This is a genomic window from Microbacterium sp. HM-570 (assembly GCF_054165885.1).
The window spans coordinates 976,200-991,520 of record NZ_CM135111.1 but is presented as its reverse complement, the minus strand read 5'-3'; the positions used below and the strand labels follow the sequence as shown (position 1 = coordinate 991,520).

Annotated in this window: 14 protein-coding genes; 9 read left to right on the top strand and 5 right to left on the bottom strand. The window is 66.9% G+C overall.

The window, feature by feature from the left end:
* The first annotated feature begins 56 nt into the window (after positions 1-56).
* The 4 genes from ACT9TC_RS04615 to ACT9TC_RS04600 all read left to right on the top strand — a co-directional run bounded on the left by ACT9TC_RS04615 (position 57) and on the right by ACT9TC_RS04600 (position 4,962).
* A complete protein-coding gene (locus ACT9TC_RS04615) occupies positions 57-1,469 on the top strand; it encodes a DUF222 domain-containing protein (protein ID WP_458042244.1) in 1,413 nt (470 codons plus the stop codon).
* Positions 1,470-1,701: 232 nt separating this feature from the next.
* On the top strand, positions 1,702-2,319 hold the full coding sequence (locus tag ACT9TC_RS04610) for a GyrI-like domain-containing protein (protein ID WP_458042243.1): 618 nt from the start codon (positions 1,702-1,704) through the stop codon (positions 2,317-2,319).
* Positions 2,320-2,821: 502 nt separating this feature from the next.
* The gene (locus tag ACT9TC_RS04605; protein WP_458042242.1) at positions 2,822-3,868 is read left to right on the top strand and encodes a cupin domain-containing protein; all 1,047 of its coding nucleotides are present in this window, start codon (positions 2,822-2,824) and stop codon (positions 3,866-3,868) included.
* A 71-nt stretch (positions 3,869-3,939) separates the two neighbouring features.
* A complete protein-coding gene (locus ACT9TC_RS04600; protein WP_458042241.1) occupies positions 3,940-4,962 on the top strand; it encodes a 1-aminocyclopropane-1-carboxylate deaminase in 1,023 nt (340 codons plus the stop codon).
* A gap of 44 nt (positions 4,963-5,006) precedes the next feature.
* Here the strand turns inward: ACT9TC_RS04600 and ACT9TC_RS04595 are convergent, their stop codons facing one another.
* Together ACT9TC_RS04595 and ACT9TC_RS04590 are read right to left on the bottom strand one after the other, a co-directional pair.
* Positions 5,007-5,666: a response regulator gene (locus tag ACT9TC_RS04595; RefSeq protein ID WP_458042240.1), complete on the bottom strand. Its 660-nt coding sequence runs from the start codon at positions 5,664-5,666 to the stop codon at positions 5,007-5,009.
* Positions 5,663-7,315, bottom strand: coding sequence for an ATP-binding protein (locus tag ACT9TC_RS04590; protein ID WP_458042239.1), 1,653 nt, complete (start codon positions 7,313-7,315; stop codon positions 5,663-5,665). The genes ACT9TC_RS04595 and ACT9TC_RS04590 overlap by 4 nt, the downstream gene beginning before the upstream one ends.
* A 306-nt stretch (positions 7,316-7,621) precedes the next feature.
* Between ACT9TC_RS04590 and ACT9TC_RS04585 the strand changes: the two genes are divergently transcribed.
* Together ACT9TC_RS04585 and ACT9TC_RS04580 are read left to right on the top strand one after the other, a co-directional pair.
* On the top strand, positions 7,622-9,058 hold the full coding sequence (locus tag ACT9TC_RS04585) for a CitMHS family transporter (RefSeq protein WP_458042866.1): 1,437 nt from the start codon (positions 7,622-7,624) through the stop codon (positions 9,056-9,058).
* A 55-nt stretch (positions 9,059-9,113) separates the two neighbouring features.
* Complete coding sequence (locus ACT9TC_RS04580) at positions 9,114-9,527, top strand: DoxX family protein (protein WP_458042238.1); 414 nt, start codon at positions 9,114-9,116, stop codon at positions 9,525-9,527.
* Positions 9,528-9,602: 75 nt separating this feature from the next.
* Here the strand turns inward: ACT9TC_RS04580 and ACT9TC_RS04575 are convergent, their stop codons facing one another.
* From ACT9TC_RS04575 to ACT9TC_RS04565, 3 genes are read right to left on the bottom strand one after another with little or no spacing between them, the layout of a single operon-like run.
* Positions 9,603-10,490 carry an NYN domain-containing protein gene (locus ACT9TC_RS04575; protein WP_458042237.1) on the bottom strand — a complete coding sequence of 296 codons (888 nt, stop codon included), beginning with the start codon at positions 10,488-10,490 and terminating at the stop codon, positions 9,603-9,605.
* A 2-nt stretch (positions 10,491-10,492) separates the two neighbouring features.
* Positions 10,493-11,476: a Gfo/Idh/MocA family protein gene (locus ACT9TC_RS04570; protein WP_458042236.1), complete on the bottom strand. Its 984-nt coding sequence runs from the start codon at positions 11,474-11,476 to the stop codon at positions 10,493-10,495.
* Between the two features lie 9 nt (positions 11,477-11,485).
* The gene (locus tag ACT9TC_RS04565) at positions 11,486-12,019 is read right to left on the bottom strand and encodes a hypothetical protein (RefSeq protein ID WP_458042235.1); all 534 of its coding nucleotides are present in this window, start codon (positions 12,017-12,019) and stop codon (positions 11,486-11,488) included.
* Positions 12,020-12,170: 151 nt separating this feature from the next.
* Between ACT9TC_RS04565 and ACT9TC_RS04560 the strand changes: the two genes are divergently transcribed.
* The 3 genes from ACT9TC_RS04560 to chvE all read left to right on the top strand — a co-directional run bounded on the left by ACT9TC_RS04560 (position 12,171) and on the right by chvE (position 15,286).
* Positions 12,171-13,187 (top strand): LacI family DNA-binding transcriptional regulator, encoded by a 1,017-nt coding sequence (locus tag ACT9TC_RS04560; protein WP_458042234.1) that lies wholly within the window; start codon positions 12,171-12,173, stop codon positions 13,185-13,187.
* Between the two features lie 174 nt (positions 13,188-13,361).
* Positions 13,362-14,075, top strand: coding sequence for an L-ribulose-5-phosphate 4-epimerase (locus ACT9TC_RS04555; protein ID WP_458042233.1), 714 nt, complete (start codon positions 13,362-13,364; stop codon positions 14,073-14,075).
* Positions 14,076-14,164: 89 nt separating this feature from the next.
* Positions 14,165-15,286, top strand: coding sequence for a multiple monosaccharide ABC transporter substrate-binding protein (gene chvE, locus ACT9TC_RS04550; RefSeq protein WP_458042232.1), 1,122 nt, complete (start codon positions 14,165-14,167; stop codon positions 15,284-15,286).
* Positions 15,287-15,321: the final 35 nt, after the last annotated feature.

The following is a 15,321-nucleotide window of genomic DNA, read 5'->3' as shown; positions in this document are numbered from 1 at the left end:
CTCTGACCGGGCGAAAACCCCCGCTCAATGTCGGTGGCCCTCGGCAGAATTGAGGTATGAACAACCTCGTCGACACCCTGCGTGAACTGGTCGCGCACGTCGGCGAGGTCGTCGATCGGGTGCACCGCGATGGGCTCGTGGCGGCGGCATCCGATGCCGATCAGGCCGTCGCGCTGGAGTTGTTGGGCCGGCTCGGACGCCGGGTCGATGGGCTGACGATCGAGGCCGTTTCGGAGGTCGCGGCGCGGTCCGAGTCGGTGGTGCGGGAGGAGCGGCTGACGTCGCGACTCGGATGCCGCAGCGTCAACGAACTCGTCCAGCGGGCGACTCGGCTTGGACCGCAGACTGTCGGGCGGTTGGAGCGTGCGGCGCGGGCTGTGCGGCGGGGGCGTTCGGTGTTCTCGGGCGAGCTCGAACCCGCCGCTCTTCCCTCGATGCGCGAGGCCCTTTTGGATGGCGAGGTCGGGCTCGATGGAGTTCTCGCCGTGGCCGAGCCGCTCTCGTCGCTGGTGTCAGGGGTGTCACGCGAGGCACTGTTGGTTGCCGATCAGGTGCTCGCCGCCGAGGCACGCGGTGAGGGGCCCGACGGTGCCCCGCCGCTCTGCGCCGACCTCCTCAAGGTGCAGGCTCGGGTCTGGGCGGTCGTGCTCGACCAAGACGGCGCCGAGCCTCGCGAGCGTCAGGCGCTGCTGAAGCGCGCGCTCACGCTGGGTCCGACTCGCGACGGACTCGTCCCGATCCAGGGCCGGTTGTTGCCCGAGGTAGCTGCGCAGTTGCAGCGCATCTTCGACGCATCCCTCTCACCGAAAGTCGCTGGCGACGGAGTGCGGTTTGTGGAACGGGATGCCTCGGACCCAGCGGCGATTCATGATGACCGCCGCCGACCCCAGCAGCAGCACGACGCGCTCGCCGGTGCACTCGCGGCCGCGGCCGTCAGTGGAGAGCTGCCGACGATCGGTGGCGCCGCCCCCACCCTCGTGATCTCGGTGCGCGAAGAGGATCTCGCCTCGGGTCGCGGCTGGGCCCACACCGAGGGCACCGACGAGCCCCTCTCGCTCACCGCGGCCCGGCACATCGGCTGCGCGGGCGTCGTGCAACGCGTGACCCTCGGTGGCAACGGCCGCATCCTGCGCCTCGGCACGGAAGAGCGCGTGTTCAACCGGTACCAGCGCCGCGCGATCGCGCTCCGCGACGGCGGATGCATCATCCCCGGATGCGGCGTCCCCGCCGGATGGTGCGAAATCCACCACGTCACGGGCCATGCCGAAGGCGGACCGACTCACACCGACAACGGAGTACTCCTCTGTTGGTATCACCACAGATTCATCGACCGAAACGGCTGGTCGATCCGCATGAGTCGAGGCGTTCCCGAAGTCCGCGCACCCTCCTGGATCGACGCCCGGATGCTGTGGCGCCCGGCCACCCGCTCCCCCACCCGCCTACGCGACCGGGTCGTCCGACAGACATGAAGAGAGCCCCGTGGCTGCACGAAGAACATCGTCTGCCGACGCTCGCGAGCGCGTCTGTCGGATGGAACACGGGGAGTGCTGACCCGTGCAAGCGTCTCGCGTACCGTCGCGCACGTCCTGCTCGCATTGCTCCTGGTCGCCGCTGGAGTCTCGCAATACGAACCGCCGACGCGCGGCGTATTCGGGGTCGATTCTGGCTACTCTTCTTCGAGAATGAAGGGTTTCCCCCCAGATGAAGGTCGACCTGAAGAAGCAGATCCCGACATACGCGGCGCCTCACGGCCGCTTCGAGATCGTGGCCGTGCCACCGATGCGGTACCTGGTAATCGACGGCGCCGGGGACCCCAACACCTCTCAGGCGTACGCGGACGCCCTGGCGACCCTGTATCCCGTCGCGTACGCCCTCAAGTTCCTCAGCAAACGCGAACTCGACCGCGACTACGTCGTGATGCCGCTCGAGGCGCTGTGGTGGGCCGACGACATGGCCGCCTTCACCGCGGCACGCGACAAGGGCCGCTGGCAGTGGACCGCGATGATCCTGGTGCCCGAGTGGATCGACGACGCTCAGGTGGACTTCGCATCACAGACGGTGCGGGTGAAAGGCATCGCACCGGCGCTCGCGGCACTGCGGGTCGACATGCTCGACGAGGGGCTCTGCGTGCAGACGCTTCACATCGGCCCTTACGACGAAGAAGGGCCGGTCCTCGAGGCGATGCACGCCGCATTCATTCCGGAGCAGGGGATGCGGATGACCGGACGCCACCACGAGATCTACCTCAGCGATCCGCGCCGCGCCGCGCCTGAGAAGCTCCGAACGATCCTCCGTCAGCCCGTCGAGCGGGTGCCCTGAGATCGCGGGGTGCTTCGGCGGCTGTCGTCGTGGAACACTGAGCTTGTGGCGGAACGCGCATCGAGGAACCCGGCCGAGGTCGCACGCACGATCGGGCGACTGTTGCTCGCCGCCATGCTGGTCGGCGCCGGGCTGTCCCACCTCTCGCGGGGCCGGCGTGGGTATCGCATCGTTGTGCCCGAGTGGACGACCCGGATGCTGCGGCTCGACACCGATGCGATCATCATCGCGTCGGGGGTCGTCGAGCTCATGCTCGGCGCCGCGCTCGTCGTCTTGCCGCGAGAGCGTCGCCGCGTCGGGGCGGCCATTGCGGCATTCTTCATCGCCGTGTTCCCGGGCAACGTCCACCAATGGCAGACGGGTCGACCGGCGCCGCTGATGCGCACGGATCGTGCCCGATTCATCCGGCTGTTGCTGCAGCCCGTGCTCGTCGTGTGGGCACTGTGGAGTACCGCCCTTCCGTTTTCGTCGTCGTCCCCCCCCGATTCCCGAAAGGACGCAGATGAGCATGCGCCCCTCCTCCCGGCACGTCCGTTCGCTTCTCACGGCCGACGCCCAGCACGACAGCGATCTCGGCGGCATCCGTCGCCTCACCGTCGACAACTTCCCGATTCTGCGGCGACTCTCGATCAAGCGGTTGGTGCTCGCACCCGGCAGCATCCGTGAACCGCACTGGCATGCCAACGCGGACGAGCTCGGCTACTGCCTCTCGGGTTCCGTCCTGGTGTCGATCGTCGAGAACGGCGGCGTCTTCTCGTCGTTCATGATCGACGCAGGACAGATGTTCACGATCCCGTCTGGTGCGCTGCACCACATTGAGAACATCGGCGACTCCGAGGCCGAGGTCATTGTCGCTTTCTCGAATGAGTCGCCCGAGGATTTCTCCCTGCACGCAGCATTCGGGCAGATGTCCGATGCGGTTCTGGGCAACACCTTCGGCCTGGCATCGAGCGCCTTCGCCCCCGTGTCACGAGACACGACGTCGCGCGATATCGTGCGCCGCGAGGGACCGCCGATCATCCCCGACACCGCCGGCTACGGCAACCCGCACAAGCTCGATCTGGGCGCGCAGGAGCCGCCCCTCAAGCATCCGTTCGGCGCTGTGAAGCTCGCCCGCACTCAGTACTGGCCCGCCCTCACGAGCATGTCCATGTATTCGCTCACGATCCGCGATGACGGGATGCGGGAACCGCACTGGCACCCCGGAACTGCAGAGATGGGCTACGTGCACCGGGGACGCGCTCGCATGTCGATCCTCGACCCCGACGGCACGGTCGACAGCTATGTGCTGCAGCCCGGTGACTGCTACTTCGTGCCGCCCGCCTATCCGCACCAGATCGAGGTGATCGGGGACGACGACATCCACTTCCTGATCTTCTTCGATCAGCCAACGCCGGGAGACGTCGGGTACCGCGAGTCGGTTTCCGCGTTCTCTCGCCCCGTGCTCGCCGCGACCCTCGGCGTGGCGATCGACGACTTGCCGGCATTCCCGTTCACGCCGGTTGATCCGCTGTTGGTCGAGCGGATCAACCCGACCGACCCCGTCTAAACGTGAGCGCGCGGCGCCGTCATTCGTCCTGTGATGTGTAATATGTTGCATTCCCGGATCTTTGGAGAGACATGCCGCTCAGCGATTTCCCGCGCCACTCGCTCACGTTCGGGCCGAGCCCCGTTCACCCGCTCAACCGGCTGAGCGACCACCTCGGTGGTGCGCGCGTGTGGGCCAAGCGCGAGGATGTCTCGAGCGGGCTCGCCTATGGCGGCAACAAGGTGCGCAAGCTCGAGTACCTCGTCCCCGACGCCATCGCCCACGGCGCCGACACGCTGGTCTCGATCGGCGGGGTGCAGTCGAATCACACGCGCCAGGTCGCCGCGGTCGCCGCGCACCTGGGCATGAAAGCCGTGCTCGTGCAGGAGAACTGGGTCGACTGGCCCGACTCCGTGAACGATCGCGTCGGCAACATCATGCTTTCGCGCCTCATGGGCGCCGATGTGCGGTTGGATGCCTCGGGCTTCGGCATCGGATTCAAGGACTCGTGGAAGCAGGCGATCGCGGATGTCGAGGCATCCGGCGGCACGCCGTATCCGATCCCCGCGGGGGCCTCGGATCACCCGCTCGGCGGGCTGGGATTCGCCAACTGGGCACACGAGGTCGCAGCGCAAGAGGCCGAGCTCGGCGTCTTCTTCGACACGATCGTGGTGTGCAGTGTGACCGGTTCGACGCACGCGGGCATGATCGCCGGGTTTGCCGATCTGCAGCAGAACTTCGGCGGGCGCGAACGCCGAGTGATCGGTATCGACGCGTCCGCGAAGATCGATGAGACGCGCGATCAGGTTGCCCGAATCGCGCGGCGGACGGCCAACATGATCGGCGTTGGCCGCGACCTGCGTGATGACGAGATCACCGTGCTCGAAGGTTGGGCCGGCGACTACTACGGGATCCCGGTCGAGTCGACCGACGAGGCCATGCGCCTCACCGGCAGCCTCGAGGGCGTCATCATCGACCCCGTTTACGAGGGCAAGTCGATGGCGGGGCTCATCGACCTGGTGTCGTCGGGCGATATTCCGCGTGACTCGACGGTGCTCTACGCGCACCTCGGCGGGCAGCCCGCGCTCAACGCCTACAGCGGTCGCTACCACTGACGCCTGGCGGCGGGTCACCTCGACAGGCTCAGTGACCGTGGTGGCTATGAGGCGCGCATGACCGCGTACCGGTGCTCAGGGCGGCCCGTCGATCCGTAGCGCAGGCGAACTTCGACCACGCCCCGACCCGCGAGCGTCGCGAGGTGGCGTTGCGCGGTGGCACGCGAGACACCGATCCGCTCGGCGACCTCGGCGGCGGATGCTTCGCCGTCACCGAGCCCGTCGATGATCAGCTGCTCGGTCGCCGAACGAGATGTCGAAGCCGCGTCGGTTGCGGTGTGCAGAATGTCGAGGGCGCGGTCGATCTGCTCCTGCTCGAGCGGGCGCTCGCCCGCCAGCAGGTTGCGAAAGCGCGCGTAGCGGTCGAGGCGATCGGCGAGCACGCGGGTATCGAAGGGCTTGACGAGATAACGCAGGACTCCCACCTGTACGGCACGGCGGACGGTCGCGGCATCCGTCGCCGCCGAGAGCATGAAGGCGTCGATCGCGCTCTCGTGCACCAGGTCGGCGCCGTGCCCGTCCGGGAGGTAGGCATCGACGAGCAGCAGGTCCGGTCGCTGCGCGCGAATGGCCGCGCGTGCGGCCGCAAGCGAGTGCACCGGATCGAGCGCGACGAAACCTGGCCGCGCCGCCACGATGTCGCGGTGCAGTCCCGCGACGCGAAAGTCATCGTCCACCACCAGGACGCGGATGCTGTCGCTCATTCGTCTCTCTCCGTTCCACTCGTTCGCAGAACGCCGGGGAGTCGGGCTCCCACGACCGCTCCCTGTGCGCCTGTTGCGCTGCCGCCCGGCTCGATCACCCACACGTCGCCCCCGCGGCGTCGAGCCAGTTCGCGTGACAGTGGCAGACCGAAGCCATGGCCGTGCACGTCGTCCGACGTGGACGCGGGAGCGCCCACATCCTGCCGCCGCGAGAAGGGATCCGTGGCGGGGTCGATACCCTCGCCCGAGTCGGCGACCGAGAGCACCAGCGCGTCGTCATCGCCGAACAGCCCGATCTCGACCCATCGCGGGGCGTCGTCGGCAGTGTGGGCGGCCGCGACGACGGCGTTGTCGATGAGGTTGCCGAGCACCGCCGCCACATCCTCGACCGCCGCAACCTCGCCCAGAACCAGAGACTCGTCAGACACCCGCAACTCGACGCCGCGCTCCCGGGCGGCAAGGGCTTTCGCCCCGATCAGCGAAACGAGGAACGGATCGGGCACCCGGTCGATCCCCGCAACCGCGAAGTCGATGGGTCCGCGATCCAGAAGCTCGGCGAGGAACGCCCGCGCGTCAGGGACGCGGTCTGCGTCGAGCAATCCCGCGGCGACATGCATTCGATTCGCGAACTCGTGGCGTTGTACGCGCAGCGCATCCGTCATCGCACGCACGGTCTGCAGGCGCTCGGCAAGCGCCTCTACGTCTGTGCGGTCACGCACGATGACGATGTCGCCGAGCGTGCGCGCCCCATGAATGACGGGCTTGAGATCGATGTAGAGCACCCGGTCGCCTCGAACGATGCCGCGTCGGGCATCGCCCGAGCGCACCGCGTCGGTCAGGTCGGGGTCGAGCCCGAGGTCGTCGAGCGCGCGTCCGACCGCGTCGGTCACCCCCAACAGTCGCGCCGCGGTGCTATTGCACACGCGCACAATGCCCGAGTGATCGAGCGCGAGCACGCCGTCGCCGACGCCGTCCAGAACGGCGGCCTGATTCTGCACCAGACCGACCAACTCTTCGGGCTGAAGGCCGAGTGTGAGTCGCTCCCAGCGGCGGCGCAGCAGCAGGCTGGCGAGCGTGGCGAGACCGAGAGCCGCCGCCGCGGCCACGCCGATGCCGCCGAGGACAGTGGGCAGATCATCGAAGACGCTTGCCCGCTCGAAGCCCACGCTGACCTCGCCGACCGGTTTCGTCCCATCCGCCTGGCGCACGGGTACCTTCGCGCGCGCGGACTCGCCGAGTGTCCCGGCCTCCCACGTCACCACCTCGCGCCCCGCTAGTGCCTCTGCGTAGCTCGTGCTCACCTCTTCGCCGAGACGTTCCGGATCGGGGTGAGCCAGGCGGATGCCGTGATCGTCGGTGATCACGACGAACAGCGCGCCCGTGCGGTCTGCAACATCTACCGCGAGTTGCTGCAGCGTCCCATCACGGAGGGGAGCGGCATCCGGGGTCCCCGCGTCCGCCGAGTACTGGGTTACGAGCGCGCGCACGTCCGGATCCTGGGCGAGCGTCCGGGCGATGGACAGAGCGGATGCCTCGGCCTCGGCCCGCAGCTGCCCCACGGCGAGGACGGCGAAGAGTGCGGAGCACATCCCCACGACGGTCACCACCGTAGCGAGCTGAAGGAGCAGCATCCGCGTGGCGAATCGCATGGCACCACCCCTCTCGCAACGTGTTCAGCAAAATGCGCAGAAGTCACGTTACGCGCATAACGTGCGCCAATGCGAGATACCCCACCCTCGGCCACGTTCCTCCCTACGCTCACAGGGTCCCCACGGTCGGGGCTCGTTTGAGACATAAGCGATGACGAAGGAGTCACGATGCTCGCAACAACACTGGGTCTCTCTACAACCCAGGGTCTGTCGAGAACACCGCGTCGGGTGCCGTTCGAGGCGGCCGAAGGCTATGACCTCGCATTCGTGCCCCCGGAGGGCGTGCTCGTCGTGCTGGGGTTCCTCATGATCCTGACGTTCATGGCGCTGATCATGACGAGACGCCTCACGCCGATGGTCGCGTTGATCCTGGTGCCGACGATCTTCGGGCTGTTTGCGGGCGCCGGCCTCGGCCTCGGCGACATGATCATCGACGCCATCAGCACCATGGCACCGACCGCGGCGCTGCTGATGTTCGCGATCATGTTCTTCGGCATCATGATCGACGTCGGCCTCTTCGACCCCCTCATCCGCCTGATCACGCGGCTGCTCGGCGACGACCCCGCCAAGGTCGTGCTCGGAACGGCGCTCCTCGCCGGCGCGGTTTCGCTCGATGGTGACGGCTCGACGACCTTCATCATCACGACCTCGGCCATGCTGCCGATCTACCTTCGCCTCGGCATGAGCCCCGTCGTCTTGACATGCGTGGCAGGGCTCGTCAACGGAACGCTCAACATCGTGCCGTGGGGTGGTCCCACCGTCCGCGCGGCCACCGCGCTGGGGATCGAGCCGACAGCCATCTTCGTCCCCATGCTTCCGTCGCTGGCCGCCGGCCTCGTCGTCAGCTTCCTGTTCGCCTGGATGCTGGGGCTCGGTGAGCGCAAGCGCCTCGGCAGCCTCGAATACTCGGGCGCCGCGTCGCGCGGTGCGGCCGGAGGACCGCTGACAGCACCGAAGATCTTCCGTGGCGCCGATCGCGTGCCTGGTGCCCGCGCCTCGCTCGCGACGGGAAACATCGTCACGGTCGTGGGCGGTCGCGCAGGCGTGGCCGCCGCGGACCTGGTCGACGCCGCCGACACCGCGATGGCGGACACGATGCTCGACCCCAACCGGGCGACGCTCCGCCCCAAGCTGATCTGGTTCAACCTCGCGCTGACCCTGGCTGTCATGGTGCTGCTCGTGCTCGACATCTTCCCGCTGCCCTACGTCTTCATGGTGGGTGCAGCCGTCGCGCTCGTACTGAACTTCCCGAAACTCAAGACCCAGGCCGACGAGATCGTCGCGCACGCCCCGAGCATCGTCGGCGTCGTGTCGATGGTTCTCGCCGCCGGTGTGCTCGTCGGTGTGCTCAACGGCACGGGTATGGTTGCCGCGATGGCAGGCTGGATCACCACGGCCATCCCATCCTCGATGGGACCGTTCCTTGCGGTCATCACCGGGATCCTGTCGATTCCGTTGACGTTCTTCATGTCAAACGATGCGTTCTACTACGGAATCCTCCCGATTCTCGCCGAGAGCGCGAGCGCGTTCGGCATCACGCCGGTCGAGATAGCGCGCGCCTCGATCATTGGTCAGCCGGTGCACCTGCAGAGTCCGCTTGTGCCGGCCATCCTGCTGCTCGTCTCGCTCGCGAGCGTCAACCTCGGCGATCACCACAAGAAGGTGCTGTGGCGGGCCACCGTCGTGTCCCTCGTGATGCTACTCGTCGGCGTGCTGGTGGGATCGATTCCCTTCGCGGCATAGAAGATCGGGCGGTCATGCGATGGCGTGGCCGCCCGACTCGGTGTTGACTGGCCGCATGATCTCAGCCGTGCCCCGCTCGTCTCCCGTCCGCACCATCGCCCGATGGGCACTCGGGGGAGCGCTCGCCTTCGCCGGAATCTCGCACCTGTTCTGGGCCCGCAAAGAGTTCCAGGCTCAGGTGCCCGACTGGACCACCGAACTCACCCCGCTCGATGAGGACGCCGTGGTCGTCGCATCCGGCGCCGTTGAGATCATGCTGGGTGCCGCGCTCATCGCGCTGCCGAAGGAGCGCTCCCGAATCGGGTTGCTGCTTGCGGCGTTCTTCGTCGCCGTCTTCCCGGGCAACATCGAGCAGTACACGAAGAAGCGCGACGGTTTCGGGCTCGACACCGACCGCAAGCGGTTGGTGCGACTGTTCTTTCAGCCCGTGCTCGTGGCATGGGCGTACTGGTCTACGCGGACGCGCTGAGGTCGCTTCGACGGGCTCAGCGACCGGGGCGACGGTCCCTGAGCTTGTCGAAGGGCCCGAGACGCCCGAGCGTCGCTAGCGCTTGTCGGGAACCAGGCGCACGAGGCGGATGTTGTCGGTCTCGTTCATCTCGACGATCGTGGGATGCGCCTTGATGAAGTCCGAGAACGATTTGAAACCGAGGCCCTTCTCGCTGAATGACGGATCCATGCGCTTGATCAGGTTCTTGATGATCGAGCTGTGTATCCAGTCCGCATCCGTGCGCTCGTGTTCGAGGCGGAGCGCGCGCTCGAGCAAGTCGCCCGCGGGATCTTTGGGGGGAGCGCTCGTGCTGCGGCGCCGCTGACGCACGGGTGCCTCGGACGTCACGGCATCCGCCTTCTGCTGAGTCGGGGGAGTCGGGAGTGACACCCCGGGAAGCGCGTCGTATGCGTCGAACTGGTCGCAGGCCGCCGCAAGCGATTTCGCGGTCGATCCGGCGACGCCGACGCCGACGACGAACCGGCCGAGCCGCTTGCAGCGTTGCGCGAGCGGAACGTAGTCGGAGTCACCCGCGACGATCACGACGTGGGTGAGATCGGGGAGGCGGAACATGTCTTCTACCGCGTCGACCGCGAGCCGGATGTCGGCGCCGTTCTTCGCATATGCCGCGGCGGGGAAGAGCTGCACGAGGTCGACCGCGCGCGCTACGAGCTGGCTGCGGTACACCGCGTTGACGGGCGACGACCAGTCCGCGTAGGCGCGGGTGAGAACGAGGGTTCCGAAGGATGCGGCGTAGTCGATGATCGCGCCGACGTCGATGACGGCCTGGCTCAGGCGTTCGGCGATCTCAGGGTCGGCCGGGTTCTCGGCAATGCGCTGCCGGTCGCGCCCGTACGAGTTGCGTCCGTGAACGCGGTCGTACCAGGAGATGACGATGTTGTCGAAGTCCAGGTAGACCGCGACGCGGCCGCCTTCCGCCATGTTCACGCCTCGCTCGGGTAGACGAGGCCGATCTGGCCGCGGATCTGGTCGAGGGTCGCCATGATGTCCACCGTCTCGTCGATTGTGAGGAGGTCGCCGCTGAGGTTGCCTTCGGCGACGAGCCGTTCTGCCGCGAGTGCCTGGTACTGCATCCCCCGCCCCTGCACGTGAGAGACGTAGTGTTCACGCACGGTGCCATCGGGAGCGCTGAGGCGGAACGACGTGGCGTTGTACCAGGTGTGGTCGATGTCGATCCGGCCCGCAGTGCCGATGATGTGTGCGGTATTCGGGCCGGCCGCGCGCGAGGACGAGATGGTGGTCGAGATCGCTCCGGATGCATGGGTGAGGATCGTCGCGATCTCGGTGTCGGCGCCGGTCTCGCTCTTCCGGGCCGCCGCGAGGATCGTTTCGGGGCGGCCCAAGATGTCCCACGTGAACGAAACGGGATAGATCCCGAGGTCGAGCAGCGCGCCGCCGCCGAGTTCGAGCGCGTTCAGACGGTGACCGGGGTCATCGGAGATCTGCTGCGTGTGATCGGCGAAGACCGCCCGCACCTCACCGATCGCATCGTCGGCTATCAGCTCGCGGATCCGCACCATGTGCGGCAGGTAGCGGGTCCACATGGCCTCGAGCACGAGCACGCCGCGCGCGGCTGCGGCATCACGAACGGCGGCCGCTTCGGTTGCATTGAGCGTGAACGGCTTCTCGACCAGAACGTGCTTGCCGGCCGCGATGACCGCGAGGGCATTCTCGGCGTGGGCGGGGTGCGGAGTCGCGACGTAAATGATGTCGACATCCGGGTCGGCGAGCAACGCTTCGTACGACCCGTGGGCGTGCGGGATGCCGAACTCTTCGGCGAACGCCCGCGCCGAGACATCCGATCGCGATCCGACCGCCACCACCTCGCGTCCCGCCGCGTACAGATCGCTCGTGAACATGCGGGCGATCATGCCCGTCGCAAGAATTCCCCATCGCAGACCGGTCATGCCCCGAGCCTACCTGCGAGGCGGCGCGAGACGTGGGGGTTCCTGCGAGACACCGCAGAGGAAGGCGACCAACCGTGTCGAGGTGTCTTCCATGGCGGGGCCTTTTCCGAACTCCCAGCCATCGTCGGTGGAGCGAAGGGTGTGTCCCCGGACGACGGCACGGATGTCGAAGCTTCCGGATGTCGCGAGGTACAGCGCGACCGCTCCGGAGGTACGGGGCGCGAGGGTGATGGGTAGGCCGGTGTCGCGGCTCAGGGTGAGTGCGGCCGTGACCGTGCGCGACAGATCGCGGATGCGCCGTTTGCCCCCCGCGGCGATCGCGTCGGCAACCGCCGCGAGGTCGTCGCCACCGGCGGCGCCCAGGCGGGAGACGCTCAGAAACGCTCGCGCGAGCGGTTCCCGATCGCGCTCTCCGCGACGGGACAGCAGCACGTCTGCTGCGCGCACGACGTCGGCTTCCGCGGAACGCCAGTCGCCCGTGACCCCGGATTCGTCCTGCCGGTGACGGTTGCTCAACGGCAGTTCGTGGAACATATCGGACATCCGCACAGCCTAGGTGCGAAGCACTCCGTCGGGCAGGGCGCGAACGCGTGTGACAGTCAGTTTTTGTCACATGCGGCGAGTTGATGGCCATAATGGGGATGGGCAACGATGTGACCGTGCACACGGGCCAGGTACGAAGGAGCGCCGACCCATGAGCGAGGTGGGGAGGGGGAGACCCCCTAGCATTCGCGATGTCGCGCGCCTCGCGGGCGTCTCGCACCAGACGGTCTCGCGCGTGCTGAACGATCACCCGAGCGTGCGGCCCGAGACGCGTGAGCGCATCGTCGAGATCATGCAGGAGTTGCAGTATCGGCCCAATCGTGCGGCCCGGGCCCTGGCGACGAGCCGTTCGCAGACGATCGGCATCCTGTCTGCTTCCAGCACGCAGTACGGTCCGGCGTCGGGGATAGCCGCTATCGAGGCGGCGGCTCGCGAACGGGGTTACTGGGTCAGCACCGCCAACATCGACGCGGCCGATCCGGAGTCCATTGGCGCCGGTTTGGCGCACCTCGTCGCTCAGTCGGTCGAGGGGCTCGTCGTGATCGCGCCACAGGTGCGGGTCTTCAAGGTTCTCGCCGACTACGAGATCGACGTGCCGTATGTGACGCTGCAGTCCGCCGGTCTGGACGCCGAACACGCCCTCTCGGTCGACCAGATCGCCGGCGCCCGCATGGCGACGAGGCACCTCATCGAGCACGGACATCGCTCGATCTATCACCTCGCGGGTCCGCAGGACTGGATCGAGGCAGAGGCGCGCATGCGGGGTTTTCTGGAAGAGATGGGCGCCCAAGACATTCCGACGACCGCCCCGATTCTGGGGGACTGGACCGCGGAGTTCGGCTACTTCGCGGGCCGTGAGTTGCTGCGCGTGCGGGATTTCACGGCGATCTTCACCTCGAACGACCAGATGGCGCTGGGCTTCATTCATGCGATCCGCGACGAGGGGTTGGATGTGCCGCGCGATGTGAGTGTTGTCGGTTTCGACGATATTCCCGAGGCGGCACACTTCTGGCCACCGCTCACCACGGTGCGCCAGGACTTCACCGAACTCGGGCGCCGGTGCGTTGCTCAGCTGCTGGGGACACTCGACGAAGCGGCCGCCGAGGTCGCCCACACGCTGACGCCCGAGCTCATTGTGCGCGGTTCCACGGGTCGTCCCGCGTTCTGAGTCGCCGTTACACATCCGAGACCATGTCGACTTGACAGGGGTGGCTCCCTCCGGACTAACATGACGCGATGTGAACGGTCACATGACCGGTCACATGGGCGGCTCCACATGAGGCAATCACGTGGGACATCGCAGCAACATCAGGTCCCCGTCCGGGGCACAAAGGAGTGAGCCGTGAGCATCTACGGACCCAAGGTCGAGGTCGCGATTGCGCGTACCCGCGACGACGTGGCCCGCCTGCATGCGGAGTTGGTGCGTTATGGCCTGGTGGTGTGGACGGGTGGGAATGTGTCGGGCCGGGTGCCGGGTGCTGAGTTGTTCGTGATCAAGCCCAGCGGTGTGTCGTACGACGATCTCGCTCCGGAGAACATGATCCTGTGCGACCTGGACGGGAATGTGATTCCGGGGACGCTGGGTAGTGACCGGTCTCCGTCGAGTGATACGGCGGCGCATGCGTATGTGTATCGGAACATGCCCGATGTCGGGGGTGTGGTGCACACGCATTCCACTTACGCGGTGGCGTGGGCGGCGCGGGGGGAAGAGATCCCCTGTGTGATCACGGGGATGGCAGATGAGTTCGGGGGGCCGATTCCGGTGGGTCCGTTCGCGGTGATCGGGGATGATTCGATCGGCCGCGGCATCGTCGAGACCTTGACGGGGCATCGGTCGCGTGCGGTGTTGATGCAGAATCATGGGCCGTTCACGATCGGGGTGTCGGCGAAGGATGCGGTGAAGTCCGCGGTGATGTGTGAAGACGCGGCTCGCACGGTCCACATCGCCCGGGAGGCGGGACCGTTGATCCCGATCCCGCAGGACAGGATCGACGCCCTCTACGGCCGCTACCAGAACATCTACGGACAACCGACCGACGCGCGACGCGCCGGCTGACGCACCAAAAGCTTCCCGTGGCAGCGACCGCGGGCGGATCCATAACTGAATATCACCAAGACGAAGAAGTCCCACGAGAGGAACTCACAGTGAAAGCCAAGAAGATTCTTGTCGCAGCAGTCGCCGCAGGCGCCCTGCTGCTCACGTCCTGCGCCGGCACCAGCGGCGGAACCGGCGGAGAAGGCGAGGGCGACGGCGGCCTGATCGGCGTCGCGATGCCCACCAAGAGCTCCGAGCGCTGGATCCAGGACGGCGACGCCGTCAAGGCGGCTCTGGAAGACCAGGGCTACACCGTCGACCTGCAGTACGCAGAGGACGACATCCCCACCCAGGTCTCGCAGATCGAGAACATGATCACCAAGGGCGCCGAGGCGCTCATCATCGCCTCGATCGATGGCACGACGCTCTCGCAGGTGCTGCAGGATGCGGCCGACGCCGAAATCCCCGTCATCGCCTACGATCGCCTGATCCGCGACTCGGAGAACGTCGACTACTACGCGTCGTTCGACAACTTCACGGTCGGCCAGCAGCAGGCGTGGTCGGTCCTGAACGGACTCGGTCTGACCGAGCTCGACGGAACGCCGATCGACGGCGCGCCCGAGGGTCCGTTCAACATCGAACTGTTCGCCGGTTCGCTCGACGACAACAACGCGTTCTTCTTCTTCGACGGCGCCATGGACGTGCTCCAGCCGCTGATCGACGATGGCACGCTCGTCGTCAAGTCGGGACAGACCGAAATCGAGCAGGTTGCCACGCTGCGCTGGGACGGCGAGACCGCCCAGAGCCGCATGGAGGACATCCTCACGGCGAACTACTCCGACGGCACCACGGTCGACGCCGTGCTCTCGCCGTACGACGGCATCTCGCGCGGCATCATCTCGGCTCTCACCGACGCCGGCTACTCGGTCGGCGAAGACTGGCCGATCATCTCGGGCCAGGATGCCGAGCTCGACTCGGTCAAGGCCATCGTCACCGGCGAGCAGTACGCCACCATCTTCAAGGACACCCGCGAGCTCGCGCAGGTTGCTGTGGACATGGCTGTTGCCCTGCTCAACGGTGAAGAGCCCGAGACGAACAACACCACGGACTACGACAACGGTGTGAAGATCGTTCCGTCGTTCTTGCTCGACCCGGTGATCGTCGTCAAGGACAACATCACCCAGACGCTGGTTGACACCGGTTACTGGACCGAAGAAGAAATCAACGGCTAAACCCGTCGTCATCCGGCCGGGCGGATACTTCCGCC

Coding starts and splice junctions, on each gene's coding strand:
- ACT9TC_RS04615 (WP_458042244.1), top strand. CDS start 57: ATGAACAACCTCGTCGACACCCTGCGTGAACTGGTCGCGCACGTCGGC.
- ACT9TC_RS04610 (WP_458042243.1), top strand. CDS start 1,702: ATGAAGGTCGACCTGAAGAAGCAGATCCCGACATACGCGGCGCCTCAC.
- ACT9TC_RS04605 (WP_458042242.1), top strand. CDS start 2,822: ATGAGCATGCGCCCCTCCTCCCGGCACGTCCGTTCGCTTCTCACGGCC.
- ACT9TC_RS04600 (WP_458042241.1), top strand. CDS start 3,940: ATGCCGCTCAGCGATTTCCCGCGCCACTCGCTCACGTTCGGGCCGAGC.
- ACT9TC_RS04595 (WP_458042240.1), bottom strand. CDS start 5,666: ATGAGCGACAGCATCCGCGTCCTGGTGGTGGACGATGACTTTCGCGTC.
- ACT9TC_RS04590 (WP_458042239.1), bottom strand. CDS start 7,315: ATGCGATTCGCCACGCGGATGCTGCTCCTTCAGCTCGCTACGGTGGTG.
- ACT9TC_RS04585 (WP_458042866.1), top strand. CDS start 7,622: ATGATCCTGACGTTCATGGCGCTGATCATGACGAGACGCCTCACGCCG.
- ACT9TC_RS04580 (WP_458042238.1), top strand. CDS start 9,114: ATGATCTCAGCCGTGCCCCGCTCGTCTCCCGTCCGCACCATCGCCCGA.
- ACT9TC_RS04575 (WP_458042237.1), bottom strand. CDS start 10,490: ATGGCGGAAGGCGGCCGCGTCGCGGTCTACCTGGACTTCGACAACATC.
- ACT9TC_RS04570 (WP_458042236.1), bottom strand. CDS start 11,476: ATGACCGGTCTGCGATGGGGAATTCTTGCGACGGGCATGATCGCCCGC.
- ACT9TC_RS04565 (WP_458042235.1), bottom strand. CDS start 12,019: ATGTCCGATATGTTCCACGAACTGCCGTTGAGCAACCGTCACCGGCAG.
- ACT9TC_RS04560 (WP_458042234.1), top strand. CDS start 12,171: ATGAGCGAGGTGGGGAGGGGGAGACCCCCTAGCATTCGCGATGTCGCG.